General features: G+C 32.0%; 20 protein-coding genes. 5 read left to right on the top strand and 15 right to left on the bottom strand.

Going from position 1 to position 22,046, the window contains the following annotated elements:
* Positions 1 to 39: 39 nt before the first annotated feature.
* From DZ60_RS0101775 to DZ60_RS22250, 14 genes are all read right to left on the bottom strand, one after another.
* Positions 40 to 798 carry a hypothetical protein gene (locus DZ60_RS0101775; protein WP_025739963.1) on the bottom strand — a complete coding sequence of 253 codons (759 nt, stop codon included), beginning with the start codon at positions 796 to 798 and terminating at the stop codon, positions 40 to 42.
* A gap of 154 nt (positions 799 to 952) precedes the next feature.
* Positions 953 to 1,690, bottom strand: a complete 738-nt coding sequence (locus tag DZ60_RS0101770) for a hypothetical protein (RefSeq protein ID WP_025739961.1) — start codon at positions 1,688 to 1,690, stop codon at positions 953 to 955.
* A 10-nt stretch (positions 1,691 to 1,700) separates the two neighbouring features.
* A complete protein-coding gene (locus tag DZ60_RS0101765; RefSeq protein WP_025739960.1) occupies positions 1,701 to 4,472 on the bottom strand; it encodes an OmpA family protein in 2,772 nt (923 codons plus the stop codon).
* A 5-nt stretch (positions 4,473 to 4,477) separates the two neighbouring features.
* Positions 4,478 to 4,966 (bottom strand): DUF4280 domain-containing protein, encoded by a 489-nt coding sequence (locus DZ60_RS0101760; protein WP_025739959.1) that lies wholly within the window; start codon positions 4,964 to 4,966, stop codon positions 4,478 to 4,480.
* Positions 4,967 to 4,971: 5 nt separating this feature from the next.
* Complete coding sequence (locus tag DZ60_RS0101755) at positions 4,972 to 5,931, bottom strand: hypothetical protein (protein ID WP_025739957.1); 960 nt, start codon at positions 5,929 to 5,931, stop codon at positions 4,972 to 4,974.
* Positions 5,932 to 5,970: 39 nt separating this feature from the next.
* The gene (locus DZ60_RS0101750) at positions 5,971 to 7,749 is read right to left on the bottom strand and encodes a type VI secretion system Vgr family protein (protein WP_034228330.1); all 1,779 of its coding nucleotides are present in this window, start codon (positions 7,747 to 7,749) and stop codon (positions 5,971 to 5,973) included.
* Between the two features lie 47 nt (positions 7,750 to 7,796).
* Positions 7,797 to 8,759: a hypothetical protein gene (locus DZ60_RS0101745; protein ID WP_025739953.1), complete on the bottom strand. Its 963-nt coding sequence runs from the start codon at positions 8,757 to 8,759 to the stop codon at positions 7,797 to 7,799.
* A gap of 7 nt (positions 8,760 to 8,766) precedes the next feature.
* Positions 8,767 to 9,483: a hypothetical protein gene (locus tag DZ60_RS0101740; RefSeq protein WP_152537338.1), complete on the bottom strand. Its 717-nt coding sequence runs from the start codon at positions 9,481 to 9,483 to the stop codon at positions 8,767 to 8,769.
* Positions 9,484 to 9,581: 98 nt separating this feature from the next.
* Positions 9,582 to 11,009: a hypothetical protein gene (locus DZ60_RS0101735; protein WP_025739949.1), complete on the bottom strand. Its 1,428-nt coding sequence runs from the start codon at positions 11,007 to 11,009 to the stop codon at positions 9,582 to 9,584.
* 125 nt (positions 11,010 to 11,134) lie between these two features.
* Positions 11,135 to 11,521, bottom strand: coding sequence for a type VI secretion system tube protein TssD (tssD, locus tag DZ60_RS0101730; RefSeq protein WP_025739947.1), 387 nt, complete (start codon positions 11,519 to 11,521; stop codon positions 11,135 to 11,137).
* Between the two features lie 250 nt (positions 11,522 to 11,771).
* Positions 11,772 to 12,158 (bottom strand): type VI secretion system tube protein TssD, encoded by a 387-nt coding sequence (tssD, locus tag DZ60_RS0101725; protein WP_025739945.1) that lies wholly within the window; start codon positions 12,156 to 12,158, stop codon positions 11,772 to 11,774.
* A gap of 254 nt (positions 12,159 to 12,412) precedes the next feature.
* Positions 12,413 to 13,288, bottom strand: coding sequence for a TssN family type VI secretion system protein (locus DZ60_RS0101720; RefSeq protein WP_025739943.1), 876 nt, complete (start codon positions 13,286 to 13,288; stop codon positions 12,413 to 12,415).
* Positions 13,285 to 14,205 carry a hypothetical protein gene (locus DZ60_RS0101715; RefSeq protein WP_025739941.1) on the bottom strand — a complete coding sequence of 307 codons (921 nt, stop codon included), beginning with the start codon at positions 14,203 to 14,205 and terminating at the stop codon, positions 13,285 to 13,287. Before DZ60_RS0101715 ends, DZ60_RS0101720 begins: the two co-directional genes overlap by 4 nt.
* A 26-nt stretch (positions 14,206 to 14,231) precedes the next feature.
* Positions 14,232 to 14,831: a C40 family peptidase gene (locus tag DZ60_RS22250; RefSeq protein WP_025739939.1), complete on the bottom strand. Its 600-nt coding sequence runs from the start codon at positions 14,829 to 14,831 to the stop codon at positions 14,232 to 14,234.
* Between the two features lie 168 nt (positions 14,832 to 14,999).
* On the opposite strand from DZ60_RS22250, the gene DZ60_RS0101705 reads away from it, so the two are divergent.
* The 5 genes from DZ60_RS0101705 to tssO are packed head-to-tail and all read left to right on the top strand — an operon-like array spanning position 15,000 to position 19,998.
* Positions 15,000 to 15,431 carry a GPW/gp25 family protein gene (locus tag DZ60_RS0101705; protein ID WP_025739937.1) on the top strand — a complete coding sequence of 144 codons (432 nt, stop codon included), beginning with the start codon at positions 15,000 to 15,002 and terminating at the stop codon, positions 15,429 to 15,431.
* A 4-nt stretch (positions 15,432 to 15,435) separates the two neighbouring features.
* Positions 15,436 to 17,271, top strand: a complete 1,836-nt coding sequence (locus DZ60_RS0101700) for a type VI secretion system baseplate subunit TssF (RefSeq protein ID WP_025739935.1) — start codon at positions 15,436 to 15,438, stop codon at positions 17,269 to 17,271.
* Between the two features lie 25 nt (positions 17,272 to 17,296).
* A complete protein-coding gene (locus DZ60_RS0101695; RefSeq protein ID WP_025739934.1) occupies positions 17,297 to 18,295 on the top strand; it encodes a PKD domain-containing protein in 999 nt (332 codons plus the stop codon).
* Positions 18,296 to 18,348: 53 nt separating this feature from the next.
* Positions 18,349 to 19,461 (top strand): hypothetical protein, encoded by a 1,113-nt coding sequence (locus DZ60_RS0101690; RefSeq protein WP_241448698.1) that lies wholly within the window; start codon positions 18,349 to 18,351, stop codon positions 19,459 to 19,461.
* A gap of 33 nt (positions 19,462 to 19,494) precedes the next feature.
* Positions 19,495 to 19,998, top strand: coding sequence for a type VI secretion system TssO (gene tssO, locus DZ60_RS0101685; protein ID WP_025739930.1), 504 nt, complete (start codon positions 19,495 to 19,497; stop codon positions 19,996 to 19,998).
* 123 nt (positions 19,999 to 20,121) lie between these two features.
* Here tssO and DZ60_RS0101675 read toward each other — a convergent pair whose 3' ends face one another.
* Positions 20,122 to 21,924: a M61 family metallopeptidase gene (locus DZ60_RS0101675; protein ID WP_025739928.1), complete on the bottom strand. Its 1,803-nt coding sequence runs from the start codon at positions 21,922 to 21,924 to the stop codon at positions 20,122 to 20,124.
* Positions 21,925 to 22,046: the final 122 nt, after the last annotated feature.

Raw genomic sequence — 22,046 nt, 5'->3', positions numbered from 1 at the left:
ATATCAACTTTTGAAAAAAAGGAGATTGGTTTAGGAGATCTAAATAACTTCAAACTTATTTGACTCTTTGGACCAATAGAATTCTAGATCAAGCATAATCTGTTCTTGCTCTTCGATATTGCCATAGCTCAAAGCAGGATCACCATCCAAACGTTTTAGAGTTACTTTTTTTCCGTAGGCAGAGGTTATTGGAACTACATTTTCAGGAAATTCTAAAACATTGTATCCATTCTCAAAATCCCTTATTAATCTTTTTATTCGTGCTTGAGATTCTCTTTGGGTAAGATACATGGATGTAGAAATATTATATTCCTTCTGAGTAATTATTTCTTGGTATGTACTATAATCTCTTTTTTTAATAGTATCAATGATATTATTAAATGTATTTCTAAGTCTTGAATTCAAATCTTTTATATCTGCAATGTCTAGTCCATTTTCCCAATGTGCATTCATTTTATAGGGAACAGTTGCTGTATATAGCTTGGTATCAGTTATCAAACTAACAGATGTGTTGTCTTGTACTTGAGTAGTTTTATAATTTCCTATTTGTTCTACCTCTTCAAAACCGGTTGAAACATCGAATAGTGAGATGTCATATTCTAAAAAAGAGGTTGTGGTTAAAAAAGTTTCTCCCAAAACAGGTAAAACTTTAATAGATATTTCTAAAGGACCTGTTTTAGATATACCGTGATTAACAGGTATTTTTGTAGACATTTGTCCTTTCAAATTTAGGGTAATCATTGGATTGTCATTAACCCGAATTTCAAATAAACAGGATGCTGCTGTAAATTCAATCATGTAATAAGGTTGTGTTGTCATAATGTCCAAATGAAATTTTGATTTTGTTATTGTAAACTATTTAAAAACTTCTTTAAATAAATTAAGTAGTTCTAATAGCTATATTGTGTTAGTTAAAAGGTTTTGATGTAACGTGCCTTCAGTTTATAATGGATTACCATTCTGTTAATAACTGGTATCTATCTGTTCCTTTTTCTAATTTTTCTTTTACGAATAATTCATACGAATAATCTTCCGGTTTTTCGAAATGGTTTTTATAATCAATATAATCTCCATAAAAGCTAAAAGGAGGTGAAGTAGAAATCCAATCGAAATATTGTTCTTGTTTGTTGTCTACAACATATAAAGATGCTTCAACTATTTCTTCTTGATATATTGTTGACTTTCCCATTTGTAGCAAGTAACTTATTTCATTTTTTTTATCAATCCATATTTTACCTTCATAATTGCCCGAAACTTTATCTTCCTTAGTATTGAATGATGTAAATTCTGCTTTTCCAAATAGTTTTTCTAAAGTTTGAGCTAATGCCGAACTCTTTTTAGTCTGATAAACATGTAGTTGATACATACCGATTATACTATCTTTTTTGGGAAAAGTAAATATAACTCGATTCTTTCCTAGCTTTTTATCTTTTTTTACATAACCTGAAAAGTCTACTCCACTAAATTGGAGCACTTTTTCTGATGGTGTTTCAATTATATCATGGCTGGCCTCAAATGGAATAGCAGAGTTTAGTTTTTTTATATTTTGGCTAGTAATGGTTTTTGAATGCTGTCTTAATGCATCTTTTGCTAAATCAAAATCTGATTGTACTTGCGAAGTACAACTGCTTGTAATTGTCATGAGTAATAATGCACTTTTAATTACTAATATTTTCTTTTTTGTAATCATTTGTTAAGGTTTATACTTTCTTAATCAATGGTATTGATACGGTATCTCTTGCTATTTTTTCTAATATATCGAAGGCTTTCACTACTTGGTATTCTTTGTTAAAGTTTGCTAATTTCTTACTTTTATCAAAGTTAAACCAACTTTTTCTAATTGACATTCCTACTTCTGCTTTTACCACTACTGTTACTTTAATTCCATCAAATAATAGTTTTGGTAAATAGTTTAGGGACCCCCCATTAGAGGTTCCGATATATTTTAATTCATGTCCAAACGTTATTGAACCTTCTCCTTTTGCACTTGCTTCTCCCAATGCATAAAATTCAACTCCATAAGCTGCATAAGCTGCTTTAACCTCTATTCCTGCTCTAAAAGTTATTCCCACAGTTGTGTTTACGGCCATACTTCCCTGATTGGGAGCTGCAGTGTGGTAAGTGAAATTGGTCTCTGCTTTAATTTCTCCGGATAGAACAAGTTCTATATACATTTTGACTGTAATAGGATGGTCATCATCAGAAAGCCAATCTCTTACCTCTGCAAGTAATTTGCTAGCAGCTACGTTACCTGTTCCTCCTGTGGCAACTCCAACTGCAGCATTAATGGCAAGGGCTAATAAATCAATTACTAATTCTAATTTTATAAGAGGCTCTGCTTTTAGGTAAAATTTAATTTCGGTACCAATCTCAGTAGAGGGTTTGTCATTTTTAACACCTCTTGAGCATTGCCATTCTGCACCAAGACAAAAATTTGGAGGTTCTATAACTACACTAAATGGCATTGCTTTGCCAACTCTTGTCTTTGTAATTTTACCTTTAGTTTCCCCTGTTATATATTTAGAAACTTCTTTTAGTGCACTGAATACTTCATAAAACTGTTTAATGGATTTTGTGAATTTTGGAGCAACATTAAAATCATCTTTATAGCTTGTTTCACTCTGTTTATTCCATTTTGCTTCTAGTTTTACACCAAAATCAATATCTGTACGTTTTAATCTTTTTTCTGCACCTATTTTTCCAGCTTCCTTTTGCATTTCTTTATGTTGAGCTGGAGTTAATTTTTGCCACTTAACACTTAATTTATTACTTAGGTTCAGAAAAATATGAAAATCCCATTTGATGTCAGGATATACTTTGACTTCAATGGTTGGTTTGTCTTTAATAGTATAATACCTGCAAGTATGGATGTGATATTTGTATTGATTCGGTAGTACACTATGGGGCCAAATAAAATCTATTGGAGCAATACCAATTGATGTCATTGGGCCATAAATTTCTTGTACTACATCAGACATACCATCATGTGTTTGTTTTTTTCCTTTAGGATCGATTACAATCACATCGGTATTATGTTCTAAGTTTGTTCCTTTTTTAAAACATTTTGCCGTACCAGCAAACTCTTCAATTTTTAATGTTAATTTCTTTTTTGGATTAAGATTTTCATTACCTGCTATTGAATTAAAGCCTATAGTTTGAGCGTCTTGTCCTTTAACTTTAAACCTAACAGTTAATCGTCTATTTTCTGCGTGTAATTCTTCTGGGATATGTTCTCCAGGATGAATTAGTCTTGTTTTACCATATCCTTTGGATGTAATTCTTTGTTTAGCAACTCCTTTTTTAGTAAGATATGCGACTGCCGCAGCGGCCCTATGGTTTGATAGTCTTATATTATACTCATGGGAACCTCTAATATCACAATGTGCACCTAATTCTGCGGGTACATATGGATTTGCATTCAGAAATTCGGCAATCCTATTAAGGACTTTTTCAGCATCCTTCTTGATCTTAGACTTATCAAAATCAAAGTGAATTTTTCCTTCAAATTGAAATTCACTTCTTTTTTCTTTATCTAGTTTTAACTTTCCTTCTTCAAATAATGGAATTTTTTTTCCATCATCTACAAAAGTTAACGCTTTAAAGCCACATGGTTCATAGCGTTCTAAGTTTACTTCAGTTTGACCTACTTTGAGAGGTTTAGGAGATGAAGGCTGTATAACGGTTCTTTTTACAATTTCATTTTTAACCTTGATTTTTCCAAAACTCTCAATACTACCAGGTACTTTTAAATATTCCTTTTTGCCTTTTTGCTTGATTCTTATATAGTATTCTTCTTCACCTTCTTGCAAATATCCATGAGCTTTCTTCCAACTATATGTGTTTTTTATATTTATTTGTAGTACACCATTATGAACCTTTCTATAATATTTTGCTGCATTCTCATTGTCTCCCATACCTATATTAAAGACATGTACCTCAAGGTCGTGCCCATTGAGTCCTTCGGTATCAATTGTTAAGCTTACATCTTGCCCATATTTAATAGAAGAAGAGCCCCATTTGGCTTTTACTATTTTTCGAGTTGCATATGCGGTAAATTTTAATTGAGTAGGATATTGGTTTTCAGGCGTATTCATATAAGCCTCTACGATCATAGGTATTTTACCACAATATTTGGCTTCGATATCAATTTTAACTTTATCACCAATATCTTTTGGAGAATAGGAAGCATCAAATGGTCCTGCTCCTTCATGTTCTACAATCCATTTTGCTCTGCCACGACTACTTTCGGGTGTTTCTGGATGGTATTCTGCTTCTAACTGTATTCCTTCTGGACCATTAAAATTAAATGTACGCGGATATTCATGATCATTATTCGAATTATCTTGAGAATTTGAATTGGTAAAATCATAATAAAAAGGACTCGCATTGGGAGCAGGGGAAGGGCTATTTATAAACATACTTGCATAATCTGTATAGCCAATAACTCTAATTTTTTCTATTCCTTTAGGCATGATTTCTATATTGCTGTTACATTAACTTCCATTTTAATTTCTTCCATATCTCCAAGGTCCACCATTGGGTTTACTTGTGATTGAACTCCGGCATTAGAATTTTGTTCACTGCCAGCAGAACCTTCTGTTGATTGTCCATGATCAATGATACTAATACAAGGACTTCCTCCGATAGGACAGGTAGCTTTGCTGTCTTCTAATAGTACTTGACTACCATTACTCAACATGGTTTCTTCATAAGCTCCATCCCATTTAGTAATTACAATTTGACATGGTTTAAAACTACTTCCTGTGGGTTGCATTTTGCACTGTCCAAAAGTATTTGCCTGAAATGTCGCTCCGCCAATTTCCATTGTGGTAGCAATTAGTTTTTGAGAACCTTGGCTATCATTGGCATAGATTTTTGTATTCGATAGTACTTGTAAGGTATCAGGAACATCTCCAAATTGACATTTGCATTTTGCTCCTTGTACAACGGCGTGTTTTTGACTCATATCTCTTACTTAGTTATTTTTTTAAAGAATTTGCCCCAAAAACCTTCAGAAGATTTTTCTTCTGTATGAGTGCTAATTTCTTCTTCAAGATGTTCTAATAAATACATTTTGACTGTAACTTTTTTGGGTTCCTCAAATTTAGTATCAAAAAAAGCTTCAAAACCTTCTAAAGTTCCAGTTGTCTTCGTAACCATATAGGTTATGTTACAGGTGCCTTTTAGATCTTTTTCATTGCTATCCATAGCCTTATAAAAAGGATAATCCAAGTGTTGTTCGATATCCAAGGCACACCTTTTATCATTAATATTTCCTTCAATTTTTATTAAATACTCTTCAGTGTTTGAATCATCATACCCAGTTATGGATTCTTTGACTTCATATTCAATATCTGCTGCCTTACCCGCTGTTGGGTAGAGTTTTTTATTGAAAACAAAATATTCATCAGAATAATTGATGTATATTTTTGAAAAGTATAGATTGATAAACCAATCTTTTTTTAAACTTTTTAAAAATTTCTCATGATTGAGTATTGTCTTTTCATGCAATGTAAGATACCTGTCGACCATGGTACCTTTATAATACTTTTTTATTCTTTTCTTTTCTTCAGGCCATCTAGAAACCACATGTTCATGATTTAAAATATCTAGTAAAGAACCATCGTGATTTACTAGAAGTTCTATCGGGTAAATATTTTTACTGGTTTCATACGCTAATTCATCAATAAATGTATCAGGTGGTTGATCATTAATGTATATTTCATTCGCCCTTTCAACTCGAAAACGATGCGTGAATTCAGTTACTTGTTCTATATATTTAATAGTAAGTTTATATCTAACTTCATTTTTACCTAAAGCATCTTCAAAAATAATTTGGCAACCATAGTTAGCATATAAACCACTTAAATTTTGGGTTAATTGGTAATCAACCAAAGATGTTGTCTTATCAATTATCTCCTTTTCTTCCATATATATTCAAAAACTAAATTCAGTATTTATTGGTAAAGATTAAAAAAGTTTTACCTTTTCAGTACTTTGTACATCGACAGTCTTTCCTGAAGCTAGCGTTAAATCTTCTTTATTACTGCTTAATGTAATATCATCAGATACATTTTCTTGCTTTGCTGAATTTAAAGAAAGAGTTTCTTCTACAATTACATTCTTATTTTTAGTAATAACGTTATAATTTTCACCGACACTTTTGGTAAAATCGTTACCTGCTGATACTTCTATATTTTCTTCGGCACTTATTCTAATGTTTTTTGCATTGAATGTCATGTTTTCTAAAGCAGTAACTTCTATATTATTATTAGCAGTATCAATATGTATAGTGTTACTATTTTTATCGGTAATGGTTATAAATTCAGCACCATTAGCATCATTCAATTCAATCGTATGACCACTTCGTGTTCTAATAGCTTTTACGTCATTATTTCCGCTCTGCCATTCTCCTGCTTTTTTACTACCATTGTACAAAGCACCCATTACATAAGGCCTTTCGGCATTTCCTCCTTCAAAACCAACGAGTACTTCCTCGCCAATCTCTGGGATAAAATGAAATCCTTTTTCGCCACCAGAGTGGGGGGTAAGCATACGTAGCCAAGAGGTCATTTCTCCGTCTTCTTGTTGCCAAGCAAATTGTACTTTGATTCTACTTAACCCTTCTGGATCTGCATTATCTGTTACAATAGCTATTTGAGAATCACTTTTTGGGTGTGCCATAAGGTTCGTATCCGGAAAAACATCAAGTTGTGTACTGACTGCCTCGAATGTATTTTGATAATTACCATTCGAAGTGTTAAAATGTCTTACTTTGGTTACTCTATAATTTCCTTCACTTAAACCTTCTGTTGTAATATTAATTTTTTGCCCTACACGTACTCCGGGATTATTACTTTCTCCTTCTACAGAAAATTGTTGTTGCTCGATAGCTTTTTTTCGTAATTCGACTTGTTGGTCTAACTGAGATCTTTGCTGTTGGCTGTCTACTTGATTTACCCATACGCGGGTTTCTTTGGCATATAATCCCTGACTTACATTACTGGCAAAACTATTATAACCATTAGCGCCAGTTGATACATCATCCGTTCTCTTTTCATGCGTCGTATCGGCAGTATAATCACCTGTAAAAAAGTTAAACCTGTTGGGTAACGGGATCAATTCTATCGCAAAAGAATATAAATCTTTTCCTTGTGTCATCACAAGTTCATCTGTGTCCTCTGGGGTACCAAAAATCATATTCTGCCCGTTATAATATAGCCACTCACCATATTGTCTAGCAAGACGTGATATATATTGCCAGTTACTTTCGTTATGCTGAACTGAGTACAATATTGGCCCCGTATTCTGTGCCTGAATTGTTGTTTTTAATTTAGACTGATCATATTCTTGAAAACTTGTGCTTACTATGTCATCAAGAGATGTGTCGCAATAGGAAGCGTAGTGCGGACCATCATCGGCTATTATAGTAGGGCTATATGCAGTAATAACTACTTCATTTCTATCATTCATACCTTTTCTACTGGCAATTTTTACCACTACTCCTGTAAATTGTAAAGGCTTATAGTTTTCAAACAAATTATCAGAAATAACTTCTAAAGAAATAGATTGTCCCAGAAAGTTTTTAGAAGAATTTGCGAGGGATTCTTCTAACTGATCCAGCACATCCATTCGGCATATGACTTCCAGAATGTGATGATCATTTATGAACTGGTCCAATGTGTAAGACTTAAAATTCGTGATCTTTTTGCTTCCTATAAAAAGTGACGTTGTTGCCTGTACTGCCATGATTTTAGTATTTATTTGTTGTAAATATCTCCTACAATATAATTTTTTTATTTCTTCTGATCAACTAACGGTTGTAAGCGATTAAATAGTTGATTAGGGTTTCTTTGCATATTTTTGATTTGAGCATCTGTAAGTTTTATCCAAACGGTTTTGGTACTAAAGGTCTTACTTGAGTTCAAATTAATCATACCAGGTCCAGAATCTTCTGGTAGAAAACTATAAACCACCTGATTATTGATTATACATTCATAAGCAGGGAAATAATTGTGTTCTCCGCTTACGGATACCTGTATGTATTTACTATATTTATTTAGTTTCACTTGAATGGTAACATCAAAATCTATGTCTGGTGCAAAGGGTTCAAGAAAAGGATAGCCACCAGCCCCTTTTACATTGATAATAGATGCATCATTTGGGATACGTGTACCTGGAGCACTTATTGTAGTAATTGCTTGATAGTCTTTTATTTTCGGTTTTAAAGAGGGTTCAACACCTCGTTTTTGACTGAACTCAAAAATACCTTCGTATTTGTTTACAGGTTTTAGAGGGATACCTGATAATGGACTTCTAGGCCCTACAATTGGACGAATTTTTGCAATTACTAATTTGGTCATATTAGAATGTTGTTGAGCCTTCTTTTCCCAAGATTGATCTTTATAATGATGTAATGGGTGATTAAAAAGGGCATTAGGGCTCGTTTTTTCTAAAGAACCAATACTTGCTGGGTGTATGGTTGCATGCACTCCAATACGAATAGTATGCTCTGTGTGATCGCTATCATGAAAATAACTGTCATCAGTAGATGCATATCGTCCCAATGGTTCTCCAATATCTGGTTCTGGGAACCATAAATATCCTTTTCCGCTATACTCTTCAAGTTTATTTTTAAACCAAGCATAATTGGTCATGCGCTCAGGTCTAAACAGAGGGTTGTTTTCAAAATAAGTTAAAAGCGGTTTCCCTATTCCTTTAGGTATATAACATTGAAATTTGATATCTATTGGTTTCATATTACTGCTATTTCAGGTTATAGGTTTTCCAAATGTTTTTTTTATACATAGGCTTTAGCATATTCATATCTGTATATGCACTACCATGAATATCGGTTATTTCTTTGTCAGAAAGAAAGTATTTAGAGTATTCTGATGGTTTTGTTAGTATTCCAACTACTAAAGGAGGCATACTATACTCAGAAAGATACAAAATTGGAGTGTTTGTATTTATATTTTCTGATATCTTTTTTAGGTCATCAAAAGAAGTTGTTTGCAAGTTATCTATAGGGAACTCTTTTCCATTTTCAGAGAGGATAGTCATTCCTGTGTTGGTGGCTCTATTCGAACTCCCGAGTAACGGAAAATGTTCAGTGGTATTCATACTAAATTGTGTTTTTGCATACCCTTTAGTACCAATTGTAATTTCTCTTGAAGCTCCGATACCCAAAAATCCCCAATTCCATTTTTTTGATTGCCCATCTTTTTGTCCATACTCTACAATAATGACACCTTCATATGCTTCGGGTATAATAAGTGTTTGATTATAATCTCGTTGTATAAACCAGAACGAAAAAAAGGTGAACAATATTGGAAGTAATCCAAAAAATACTTTAGAAATTTGTGTGCTCAGTATGGGGATTTTTACTTGACTTATAGTTGAGTTCGAAATATGCAGTATCAATAGGATGGCTAATAAAACTAATCCTAATAAAAAAAACAGAACTCCTATCTTAAATGCCACAAAGCTTATTATTGCTAATGCACCAAAGATTATATACCAAATAGCTATGTTTCTTATATACTTCAAATGTACTATTGTATTAGTTTCATTAGTTTGACTTAAAAATTAATTTTTTGATAAATTCGTCCTTCTTTCCAATAAAGCACCACTGCAATATCAAATTCGTCATTATAGGTAACCTCATCTATTTGTAATGATTGCGTATTAATTCCTGTATTTTTTTCTTCTATTACGAGTTCTATAGGATCTATATTTTTTTTTGAGCGTAAGATCCATTTTATTGTTGCAGTCTCATTTAGACTATAGGTAATTTCACACCTATTGTTGGACAAACGATCAAAAGATATTACTTCAAAAATTGGAGTGCTATCAATACTATCAAAAGATATATTTGTACCGCCAGAATTTTCTGTTTTTCTTTTGTTTCCAAACTCTTTTCCATGTTTTTTTATATAGGTAATTTCTATATCTTGATTGAGCGTATAAAAAATAGGAATAGGGAAATAGGGCAACAGCTGATATTGACCAAAATGCGAGGATGAATTGTATGTGATAATTCGCGGAAATAAAGTATCTCCCAATGTATCATTCGTGTATCCTTGACAAAGAATGTGGGATTCGGGGGTGTCCGAAATTCTAAAATCCGGATTGTATTTTTTAAACGCATAAAAATGATCATTATATACTAATCCTGAAGGGGTAACAACAACGGATATGATTTTTTTATTTGTTCGCTCGGTTAGATATGAATATTGTATTGTTTCTAGATATATCTTTTTACCTTTATTTGTAGTGGTATCTTTTATATATGTTGAAGAAATTAGTTTTGAATTTACATATGTGATTTCTCCTGTTTTTTGATTCGATTTGATGTTTTTATAGACCAGCTGTATTTCGTCTCCAATACTAAGATCAGTGTAGTTAGATATAGGTTTAGTGTTTTTAATTCCATCAGAAAGTTTGGTAAATAGTGATCCTAGCATATGAGTAGTTTGATTACTCCCGCTGGTTTCTATTTCTATGACTTTAAGATCTGGTCTCACTCGTATGTACTTGTTTGGTTCACTTTTAAGAAAAAATATTCTTGGAGAACTTTTGTATCGTATTATTTTTTTGGTTCCGTCATCGATAGTATCAAATACCATTTCAATAGTTCCTTTTTTACCGAAAAGTATTCCTGTCTGTTCGTTGTTGGCTCTGATGTTTATCTTGTGAATTGGCTCTAAATTGTTATTCATTTTTTCATAACAACTATCTCTAAAGCTTTCAAAATACACATTGTGTATTTTATTTTTTTTAAATTCTCGAAATGTACTTTTCTGATATTTCTTAAAGGATTTATTGTTGATTATTGTATCCTTTAGTAATTCGCGTACTCCAATATGCGAATAGTTAATTCTATTAGTATTATCAATATTAGTGTGCGTAAAAAATATATTTGAGTCTGCTAATCGATTCATTTTCTTTTGTCCAAAGAGAATAAATCCATAGAAAAGCAAAACAATAAGTATAGATTGCTTTTTCACGCATTAAAAATTTTGTGATAATTCTATATGCATAGTGTATTGTAGCGTTCAGTACATTTACCTACATCTTAAATCCCTTTCTTAGTAAGTAAGCTAGAGTATGTCAATAAATTAGATTGCTAACTTTACGACCAATCATTCTCAAAGGCAGATCCGTTTTCGCTTATATCTTTAACAGACATTACAAATCGGGTGACAAAAGGATTAGCATCAATAGCATTAAACTCTTTTTCGTAATCAATACAATGAGCATCCGAAAATTCTACGGTAGTCATACTTCCCATATTATCTCGCTTATGAAATACGATTTTACCACTTTTTAATTGATTACTGGATTTCATCCAACTAATAAAATCTATTTTATTGGTAGCTTCAATTTTTAGAGAAATTTGCCCACCTCTCATACTTTCTACAGGTTGACCTTTTGCATCTATAGATTTTCTAAAATTAAATCGACAGTGTAGTACAGTAATTTCCTGATCTTCTATATGTAATTTCGCTTCAAACGACATAGTTCTTAGAATTAAAGTTATAAACTAAAAACACCTAAATAAAAAATGCTTTTAATTGTTTGATAGTGTGGGGAAAATGTTTACGATTTATAACTATAAGTGACCCGTGTATATCAACTCAATAATTATTAGGTTGTTTTTTATTATAATAAAAAAAGCACTAATTTATTGTTAGATTCAATAGGTTTTGGTTAGTAAGTAAAGGGAGTGTTTTCACACTCCCTTTTTCATATTTTTATGTTAACAGAGTTTATACCCATTCATTGGTATGAACTCCATCTTTAACAGAAATTTCTCTGGCAGATATTGTAATAGTTTCTACCATTGGCTCTTTCCCAGTAGAATCAAATGTTTCATTATATTTTACAGCGTATGCATCTGTAAATTTAAGTTCTTTCGATGTAGCGTCGGTATCTCTTTTCAAATACGCAATTGATCCACTTTTCATTTCGAAGTTGTTGAACATCCAATCTGATAATTTAGAATCTGATGTAGATTCAACTTTGATTGTAACCATTCCTCCTCTAGTTACAGAAGAAGGACGACCTGTAGCATCAGTTTCCTGACTTAATGAATAACTAGAAAAAAGTACATTGTACTCATTTCCATCTACTTTTAATTTTGCTTTAAAAGACATAATAAATAATTTTGAAATTAATAATAATAATAATAAATAAGTATAATAAACGTGACTTGCACGGTATAAATATAACCGTTTTTATTTAAAATTATTATAATGTATGTTAATATTTTTTAGTCTTAAAAATCTTAGTGAGAGAAAAAGATTACATTGAATTTAACAAAAAGTTTTAATTAAGGTATTAATCCAAAAAAAAGAGAATTTTAACATAAATGCTAAAATTCTCTTTTTAATAAAAATTTAACGAATAATTAAGCTCTTCTGCAAATTATCACATCATCTTCTTTAATATTGTTAGCTTCTACTGTTCTGGTAAAATCAATATGTTTTTGCCCGCGAAACCAACTTGGTTTGGTATAAAATATCCACCCAAATGGATTGTTTTGTCTGTCAAGGAATTGTATTTCTTCTTCTGGATGACGCTCATTATAATCATTGATAAAGAAATAAAACAGTTTTCCGAATTCCATTTTTTCGGGAGCTTTTAATCTGAAATTGCTAATTTGATCAAGATTTTTTCCCTTGTTAAACTCAAAGGAAATAACCAAAGGGTTAGCTAGTTCATCACTTTTAGGGTCCTTAATTTTTTTGTTAATAGGGTACATCCATTTTTTATATATTTTGACAGGTACTGAAATAGCAAATTCATATAATTTTACTACCATAAATGGTATAATAAATGTGATAGATGCCGCTGTGAAAACATAAGTGTATTCTGGTTTATAAATACCAACAACAAACATAAAAGCAACTAAGCCTAAAAAGGTAGTAACAATGGTATATAAAAATTCTGTCCAAAAATCCGTAGTTTTTTCAGACAAGTCAGGAAAGAACTTGCGTAATCCAAGCACATGTAGGATGCCCAAAACTAAAAATAGTACCTGAAAACTAATGAAATTATTTAAGGGTAGATTATCTAGTACTTTTTCATTACTTAATAATCCTACTAGTCCAAATAACAATAACGTAACTAGAATGTATAAAAAGAATTTCTTCTTGTTTTTTGTGAATAATTTTTTTAGCCCGGACACAAAGCTCATTAAAATGGCGCTTACGGCTAATAAAATAATCCCTAATTTTAAAAAATCAGCATTAAGGGTTGCTAATAAAATCATATTCATATTCATATTGTCGTTGTTAGACCTACTCTAGGGTGGTTAGTTTCGTTTAATACAAAGGCACTTTCTTCTTTTGAATATGTTACATTAAGTTTAGTATCTATTTCTACTGGGATAAAATAGTCGCAAAAGATACTAATAAATTGCTTAGCAACACCATTTTCTAAAAATTTATCTGTGTTTTTAGCTTTTATAGGGCCTACTGTAATATCAAAAACTGGATAAGAGAATTGTGTTTCGTTTAGTGCGAGAACTAAGTCAACACCTAATCTATTGTCTGATATCTCTTCTGTATGTTTTACTTGTTTTCTTACGGTTCTTTTTATGGTTACTTTCTCCCCTAATATTTTTTCGAGACTAATTGCAATTAGTTTTTCGTTTCCTGCAATGGTTTGAGCAAATGGGAGTAGCTGCAATAGCTTTACATTATATTCTTCGGGCATGTTTTTATTGAGTCCCCAAAAATCTAATAAGAAATTATTTTTAAGATTCGTGAATTTGTCGATAAGAACACGTTCATTTTTCTCTATTTTTACTTTTTGTACAAAAAACTCGTTTTCAATAGGACTAAAAAATGAACGAGCAGATTTTTCTTCCTTTCGGTTTTTTTGTCTAATTTCTTTGTAGGATAGTTGACTCTTCGATTTTATGGGTTCATGAAAAACTCCTTCGGGCAAAGAATCATACATTCCGTTACGTGCAAGATTAAATTGTAGTTTATCTTCTTTGTTAGAATATGAATCTACACTAAAATTGATAACATCTCTTCTAAAAGATCTAGAAAAAGTACTTTTGTTGTATATGTCAATATCTTCAAAATCAAGATTTGAGTTTTCGAGAATTTCAGTAACAAAAACTTCGGCTTTAAGATTTTTGTAGGTTGAAATAAGTTCGTTATAAATTTTCTGTACTTCTTCGTTTTTCATTATCGAATACCTCTAGAAATGCGATGTTAATTATCTTGTGTTATGTTATTTGTGTTTTTTGCTTTTCTTCCTGCGGCAACAAACATTTTTTGCCAATGACGATCTGTAAAATTACTTATTTGAACGCCATTTCTACCTGAACTACTTTTTCTTGAAGTAGAATGAACAAATTGATTATGGCCTAGATATATGCCAACGTGACTTATAGGATGATGTTGTGAACCTCTAGTATTAAAAAACAAAAGATCTCCTTCTTTAAGATATTCCTGACCTATAAACTTATCTGTACTAGGTGCCATATATTGTTTTTCGGCGGTACGCTCAATTAAATTATTGTAGACATCATGATAAAGAAACTGTGCAAAAAAAGAACAGTCTATTCCTTTTCTATTTTCTCCTCCCATTTTATATGGTGTTTCCATCCAACTGTCAATAAAATTATAAAGGGCGATGTTTTCAACCTTTTCTGGAATTATACCAAGAATAGCTCCGTATTTTTTCTGGATAGGCAGGATTTCATCTTGTTCTTCCTTTTCTTCTTCAACTACAGGTGCCACTGTCGTCTTACAATTAGACATTCCAAATAGTACGAACACAAGAATACATATCCTGAATAAAAATCCCATCATTAACTTTTTTTACAAATATAAAAACTTCTCTTGATTTTTTTTGCCATTTCTAGTATTATCCTTTGTTAATCTATCTATTTTAGATTGTAGTTTCTTTACATATTGACCAATTGTAATTAAAATCTTTATTAAATTGCACTTCTACTTTTAGAAACCCGTTTTTTTATGATTACATCATACTATAGTTTGCCATTGCAAACAAATAAGATAGTTAAGAATATTGATATTGACCAATGTAGTATACAGCAGTCTATCATACACTTTATTCATCTAATTACGACTTCATATTTAGGTGAGTGTACTTTTGATGAAACCTTTGGTTGTTCTATATGGAATGTTGATTTTGATAACCTTACAAGTACTAATAGATTGAGGGATATAGTTTCTGAATCTTTAGTAGATAATATAACTTCTCAGGAAAAAAGATTGAAAAGAGTAACCACCGAAGTAATAATAAGGCAAGATGAATTTAGAGAAGGACAAAATAACAATAGAGTAAAAAAACGTGTAGATATTAAGATAAAAGGGATTATTCGGCAAACGAATGAGCCTTTTTCATACTTAGAACGTTTTTATATAGCACCACTTTCTTATTAATAATATGAGTTTAGAAAATAAAATACAGATAAAGAACCGAATGATCAAGAAGGCGGCGTCTCTTTGGGGAGTTTCTCCGAATGAGATAGAGAGTTCTTTTGATCCAGTGGTAGCCTTGTTAATTAGTTCTTGTGCTTCAGAAATTGCCAAAATATCTGGAGAGATTAATAACTCTCAGTCCCGTGTAACCGAAAGGTTAATACAATTGATGACACCAGAGACATTATATGGTGCACGACCAGCGCATGGTATTGCTTATGCAGAACCTAGTGGGCGTAAAACGATTATTACGCCAGAACATTTATTCTATCACAAAAAAAGAATAAAAACAAACGGAGCTCAACGCGAATTAAAGGATATTTTCTTTTCTCCGGCACAGGATTATAAATTGATAGGAGGGAAGATTAGTCATGTTTTATGTGGTAAAGATGGATATGAAATTGAAGGGAAAGCTAAAAATGATATAGATTTTGCAACTATTGGTAATGCATCTTTACCAGCATCAACATTATATTTGGGGATTAAGACAGAACAAGAGAATATTTCTTTGAAAGATGCCTCTATGTTTTTCGAATTATTAGATGTTCAGGATAAAGATCTTTTTTATCACCATCTTAAAAATGCAACCTTCTATCTAGGAGATCAATTATTAGATGTGTCTTCGGGATATTATGATAGTGAAGTTGCGGATCGCAAAAACCTAGAATCTTTATTTTCTCTAAAACCGAGCAAAACAAGGAATATAGAGAATCAGGTTAAGAAAACGTATGAGAAACATTTTATAACCATAAAAACGGATATTTCACTTGGTGATAAAGCTGAAATTCCGTCAGAATTCACTAAATTTATAAGTCTTGATGATTACGATGAATTGGGAGCACTTTCCTGGATAAAAATTGTTTTTCCGAGAGTGATTGATACAGCACTGCTAAAAGGAGTATACGCTTCTTTCAATGCTTTTCCGGTACTTAACCGTAAGCTAGAAAGTGTATCGTATCAACTTAAGGATTACATTGATATCGTGCCATTAAGTACAATGAATCTATTTTTGGATATAAGAACCGTTAGCAATACTGACGGGAAATCATATAAGCTAAGAGAGAATGATGCTGAACAAGATAAAAAAGGAACTTTTGTTGTTAGGAAAGATAATATAGGGAAGCTAGATTCACGAAAAGCAAAAGAATATTTAGTTCATTTAATAGAATTGCTAAAAGATGAAAGCGCAGCTTTTTCTGTGTTTGGAAATGATTTTTTGCAATCTAACATAAATGAACTTAATCAAAATATAGCAGCTTTAGAGAAAAAAGTTTCTGATATGAATAAATTAGATGCAGAGACTAATTATGTTTCTGTAAAGCCCTATAAGAATAGAGATACACTTTTGATCGATTATTGGACAACCAATGGAGAAGAGGCAAATCAGATAAAATCAGGAAGTGCTTTGCAAGTATATAAAGGAGGTGATATAAAACCAAAAGAAAGTATATTTCTTACTCCTACTTTTCAAGGTAAAAATAACTTGTCTATGGAGGAACGATTGTATGCTTACCGACGTGCATTGTTGTCTAGAAATAGAATTGTTACCAAAGAGGATATAAAAGCACTTTGCTTTGAGCTTTGTAATAATAAGATAGAAAATGTAAACGTTAGAAAAACGTTTAGAACAGATATTGAAGCAAATAAAGGATTAGTGCCTTCTTTAGAGGTAGTTATGACTGCAAGTAAAGGGGTGAAAACATCAGAACTAGAATGGAGTTCTATAAAAAGTAATATTTTATCTATATTGGAAGAACAATCACTCAATATTTTTCCGTATTATATAACAATATTGAATTAATATATTTTGAAAAATAAAAACAGTAATGGAAACATCTGACGGACTAAAAAGCACACATATTGACAAAAGCATCGTATTATTTTTTGTCATTACTATGTTAGTTACAGCAACAGTTTTTGCATTTAAATTTGTAAATCATAAACCTTGTGAGATTGTTGATTTTGAAGCAAATTCTAAAAACTATAGGGCGGGAGACATTATTAGATTCAAGGATAATACTTTGGGTGCTATAAAAAGAAAATGGGATTTTGGTGATAGTTCTAAAGTAGATTTGGGAGCTGCTCCTTTTCATACTTTTGAAAAACCTGGGGAATATACAGTACGATTATTAGTAAATGATCGATGCGAAGGAGAGAAAACCATAGTAATCAAAGAAAAGGCCTTTGTTTTAGACTCTACCCGAATAGCGAACTTTGATCTTCCGGCTTCAATAAAAGTAGGAGATACGTTACGATTAAAGGATAAAACGAAAGAAGCGGTAAAATGGGAATGGAGATTTGGAGAAACAGCAGAAATCAATTCTAAAAAGAAGAATCCAACCTATGTATACGAATCTACAGGACTCAAAACTATTACTTTGGTAGTGAATGGAGATCCTAGATATGGAATTAAGAAAAAAATAGAAGTACTCCCTTCTAAAAAAGTAAAGAAAAAAACACCAAAAAGAAATAGAGTACAATCAGTAGAAGCGACCTCTGTTATTAAGTACGCTCCATCTGAAGTTATTATTAATGACCGACCCAAAGAAGAGTTTAGGGCTCCAGATATTAAGGATAGTGCCTTTAAAGCTAAATTGATGGATGTGTCTAAGAAAAAAGCTTCTGCAAAGGATTTTAGTGCTTATTTGTGTGATAACTTACAGATGCCTATGACCGCAAAGAATAAAAAGATGACTTTCTTAGATTTTTGTAATAAAATAAAAGGAAAGAGTCTGGTAATTAAAGAAATAGAAATTTTTAGGAATAAGAAAAATAATTGTATAGAATATATCACTGTACAATATACAAGAACCGGTTTATTTTAATACTTATGAAGTTGAATACTAAAAATCACCACCGGGTTAATTGGGTTGATGGAATGAAAATCAGTAAAAATCATTTTATTGATACCGAAAATGCACTTACCCAATTTGCTCAAAATATAAGCACTCAAAATGTCAATTCGATAAACTACGGTTTGTTGCCTAGTACTAACACAGAGGAGGCGGTTACTATAAGGTTATCTATGGATGGTCAGGAAACAATCAATATAGAACTCACCAAATGTAGAGCAATAACTAGAGGAGGCTGCTTAATTGATATTACACCAGAGATTTCTTCCGTTTTAGAAAAACGAGGTAATATTATTAAAGCTGATTATAGTATTAATGGTCAAGAAGATGAAGAGTGTTATATAGTTTTAAGTGTAAATCCGTTTGGTAGAACACCAATAGGAGATGCTGTGCCAGAGGAAGAGCCACCCAGACATCCTTATGTTCTTTCAGAATATTCACTTACCGTGGTAAGTAAATCAGAAGTAAATCAAGAAGAATTCGGGGCGCATTTTATTACTATAGGTAAAATTGTTTTTGATTCAGGAGTACCTTCTTTGGCAGAGGATTTTATTCCTCCGTGTACCTCTATTCAGAGTCATCAGGATTTAGTTTATATATATTCTGAGATAGGAACCTTCTTTAATGCAATAGAGAAGTATTCTATGAATATAATTCAGAAGGTATACCAGAAGAAACAATCGAATGATTTGGCTAGAATGGTTCTTACAATATCTCAAAACGTGCTACAATATCTAGGCGGAATGTTACCTGATTACAGGCATAATGATCGATATGCACCTCCTGTGGTAATGATTACTAAATTAATGTCTCTTGCACGTGTTATTAAGAATAACATGGATATTTATGTTGGTACAGGAAAAGAAGAGTTACTTAATTATTTGTCTGACTGGTGCGATCTTAACCAAGGTGCTTTCGAAAATATCTTGATAGAGATGATAGAGCTAGAATACCAACATACCGATATCAATAAATCCTTAGATAATGTCTCAGGTTTTACTAAACTCATGCTTTCTTTGTTTAAGAAATTAAATGAATTAGATTATATTGGCAAGAAATCGGATTCTAATATCTTTGTAAAGGAAGAAGTGATTGCCAAACCAGATGTAAAAAACAGACGAAGTTTTCTACTAGACTAAATATCAATTATTAATAATTCGTAAATAACCAAAATGAAACCTAAGAATAGTAAAGAAAGAAGAAACAGTATATTAAAATTTTCACTGTTGTTTATTTTTACCGTTGTATTGATAGTTGTGACGATATTTTTTGATTACAATACAGTGCCACTTAAAGAAAATGCAGTTTTAAGAGAACAATCTGTGGGAATAGAAAAGGAGATGGAGTTTCAGAAAAAATTCTCTGGAGAAATGTCAGGAATACGCTCTTTATTAGATTCATTAGATATTCCGGGACAAAATCTTCAATACATAAACGCTCTTATCAATTCTAAAATTGTTGATTTGCAAAAATCTATTCCTAAGGAGGATTCTACTTATCGTTATGATATGTATAATAGTATTGTTAAATCTTTTGTCGATTTGCAAGCATATAAAACAAAACTAAGGGAGTTCGATGAAGTAGATGCGCAACTAACAGAGTACGAGGATGAATTAGATCGTGTAAACGAAGAACTAGAAAAGGCGAATAGATATCTGGACGCTTTGAGACGTTGATCTGATCTCGTAGGCAAGGCAATTAAGCCCTAATAAAAAAAAACAAATAAGGCTGAACATTTCGTTCAGCCTTATTTGTTTTTTCAGAATCTTGAAGGGTTTCTTCTATCTGTTTCTTTGGTATTATTTTACTCCTAACCATTTAAAACGTTTCGATACTGCTTTTTCACTTTCTTTAGAAGCTCGTATGATTTCTCTGAAAGGGGTTTCATCTATTTTTACAAAGGTACTACGATCGACACCATGCCTTTTGAATTTTACTTCAACTTTTCTACCTGGTATTGTTTTTTTAACAACTTCATTATACTGTTCAATGTCAGAAAAAGATTTGTTGTCAATAGAAATGATTAAATCTTCTTTTTCTAAACCAGCTTCATATGCAGGAGTTCCTTGACTTGTATATTCTGATATTCTGGCCAATCCTTTTTTTGTAAACTCAACCTCGGCGCCAATATAGGGAGTCCTATCAGATATAAGTGTAAGTCCCATAAGGCTTAATAATTTTTTGAAATCAGGAACTTGACTATTGTAGATATGGTTTTCGAAGAAATCGTTTGCAAAAGAGTCTCCGGCATACTCTTGAAGCGTTACCTGTATTTTCTTAAGCGTATATGGGATTTCTGTTTTACCATATTTAGTCCAAAATAGTTTCATGAAATCATCGAGATTAAGGTCATCTTTATAGTTTCTTAGAGACAAATCTAAGGCCAATCCAAGCATATTTCCGTAAGAATAGTAAGATACAAAAGTGTTCTTTTTGTTAACAGGATCAATGGTTTTTGCTGCATCTACAAATGGAGCCTTTTTACTCATTTCTATAACATTAAAGTTCTTAAGACCAGCTGAAGTCCATACTTTATTATAAGTTTGGGTTATGTCAGAAATATATTCATCCAGAGTGATAATACCTGCACGACATAAAGTAACTCCTGTATAGTAACTTGTAAACCCTTCGGCAAACCATAATTCTCCAGAAACATTGGCTTTACTAAAATCAAAAGGCTCTAGTGATTCTGGACGAATACGCTCCACATTCCATGCATGAAAAAATTCATGTGCAAAGGTGCTAATATTGTCTCTCATACCACCATCAGCAATACTTTTGGGATTAGTAATCACAGTAGAATTGCGATGCTCCATACCATCTCTAGCTACTTGCGGCATAAAACTAGCCAAGAAAGTGTATTCATTTTGATCAAAACTAGGATACCCACCGAATACTTCTTTTTGCACATCTACTATTTTTTTTATTTGATCAAAGAATGCATCAGTTTCTTCTTCGGTACCATTATGTTGCAATGCAAATTTAATGTTGTATTTTTCGTTTCCTGATGTTACTTCATGTTGTGTAATTGTAAAATTTCCTAGCAATGCTGGGCTATCCATAAAATCTTGTAAGTTGTCAGCCAGAAAAATAGTGCCTCCAGCCGATCTCATTTGCGTAGCAATTTTCCACTGAAGATCTTCTCTTAATTGATATGTAATTTCTATCGGGCGATCTTCAGTATCAGAGGAAAACATAAATGTAGCCGGGTTATTAATGATAGCATGCGTTTCGTCGATAATAGGATATGTCCCGTCTCCTCTATTTGCAAATAGGGTATATGATACATTAACGGTACCATCATGGTTGGCAATATCCCATTGATGCAGGTTAGGTTTTACTACATCAACTTCTTTTCCTTTACTATTTGTAATCTTTAGGTTATATATGTTCTTAGAAAATTCGTGTAGCGCATATCTTCCAGGAGATGTTCTGCTCATATGTAATGAAACTGTATTGCCAGGAAGGTTAGGAAAAGTAATGTTTACTGTCGCTTCATGATGCGCAGCATTATCAAAAGATATTAAATATTTATTTCTTATTTGTCCGAGACTAACTTGTACGTATAATATCAGAAAAATAAATGGGAAGAGAAATTTCATTGAGTTTGTGTTTTTTAATTTGACATATTCTATCAATAGAGTTATTCTTTAGGTCGTAAAAACCAGAAAAAAGTTACAAAATACAGGGTGCAAAAATACAATAAACGTGTAATTGAGCAAAA

This window comes from Aquimarina pacifica (genome assembly GCF_000520955.1).
Taxonomy (GTDB): Bacteria; Bacteroidota; Bacteroidia; order Flavobacteriales; family Flavobacteriaceae; genus Aquimarina; species Aquimarina pacifica.
The sequence above is the reverse complement of the archived record's forward strand: the minus strand, read 5'-3'. Positions and strand labels throughout refer to the sequence as shown.

Coding starts and splice junctions, on each gene's coding strand:
- DZ60_RS0101705 (WP_025739937.1), top strand. CDS start 15,000: ATGATTACATCATACTATAGTTTGCCATTGCAAACAAATAAGATAGTT.
- DZ60_RS0101760 (WP_025739959.1), bottom strand. CDS start 4,966: ATGAGTCAAAAACACGCCGTTGTACAAGGAGCAAAATGCAAATGTCAA.
- tssD (WP_025739945.1), bottom strand. CDS start 12,158: ATGTCTTTTAAAGCAAAATTAAAAGTAGATGGAAATGAGTACAATGTA.
- DZ60_RS0101690 (WP_241448698.1), top strand. CDS start 18,349: ATGAAAATCAGTAAAAATCATTTTATTGATACCGAAAATGCACTTACC.
- DZ60_RS0101770 (WP_025739961.1), bottom strand. CDS start 1,690: ATGATTACAAAAAAGAAAATATTAGTAATTAAAAGTGCATTATTACTC.
- DZ60_RS0101675 (WP_025739928.1), bottom strand. CDS start 21,924: ATGAAATTTCTCTTCCCATTTATTTTTCTGATATTATACGTACAAGTT.
- DZ60_RS0101720 (WP_025739943.1), bottom strand. CDS start 13,288: ATGAATATGAATATGATTTTATTAGCAACCCTTAATGCTGATTTTTTA.
- DZ60_RS0101695 (WP_025739934.1), top strand. CDS start 17,297: ATGGAAACATCTGACGGACTAAAAAGCACACATATTGACAAAAGCATC.
- DZ60_RS0101775 (WP_025739963.1), bottom strand. CDS start 798: ATGATTGAATTTACAGCAGCATCCTGTTTATTTGAAATTCGGGTTAAT.
- DZ60_RS0101755 (WP_025739957.1), bottom strand. CDS start 5,931: ATGGAAGAAAAGGAGATAATTGATAAGACAACATCTTTGGTTGATTAC.
- DZ60_RS0101700 (WP_025739935.1), top strand. CDS start 15,436: ATGAGTTTAGAAAATAAAATACAGATAAAGAACCGAATGATCAAGAAG.
- tssO (WP_025739930.1), top strand. CDS start 19,495: ATGAAACCTAAGAATAGTAAAGAAAGAAGAAACAGTATATTAAAATTT.
- DZ60_RS22250 (WP_025739939.1), bottom strand. CDS start 14,831: ATGGGATTTTTATTCAGGATATGTATTCTTGTGTTCGTACTATTTGGA.
- DZ60_RS0101765 (WP_025739960.1), bottom strand. CDS start 4,472: ATGCCTAAAGGAATAGAAAAAATTAGAGTTATTGGCTATACAGATTAT.
- DZ60_RS0101745 (WP_025739953.1), bottom strand. CDS start 8,759: ATGAAACCAATAGATATCAAATTTCAATGTTATATACCTAAAGGAATA.
- DZ60_RS0101750 (WP_034228330.1), bottom strand. CDS start 7,749: ATGGCAGTACAGGCAACAACGTCACTTTTTATAGGAAGCAAAAAGATC.
- tssD (WP_025739947.1), bottom strand. CDS start 11,521: ATGTCGTTTGAAGCGAAATTACATATAGAAGATCAGGAAATTACTGTA.
- DZ60_RS0101715 (WP_025739941.1), bottom strand. CDS start 14,205: ATGAAAAACGAAGAAGTACAGAAAATTTATAACGAACTTATTTCAACC.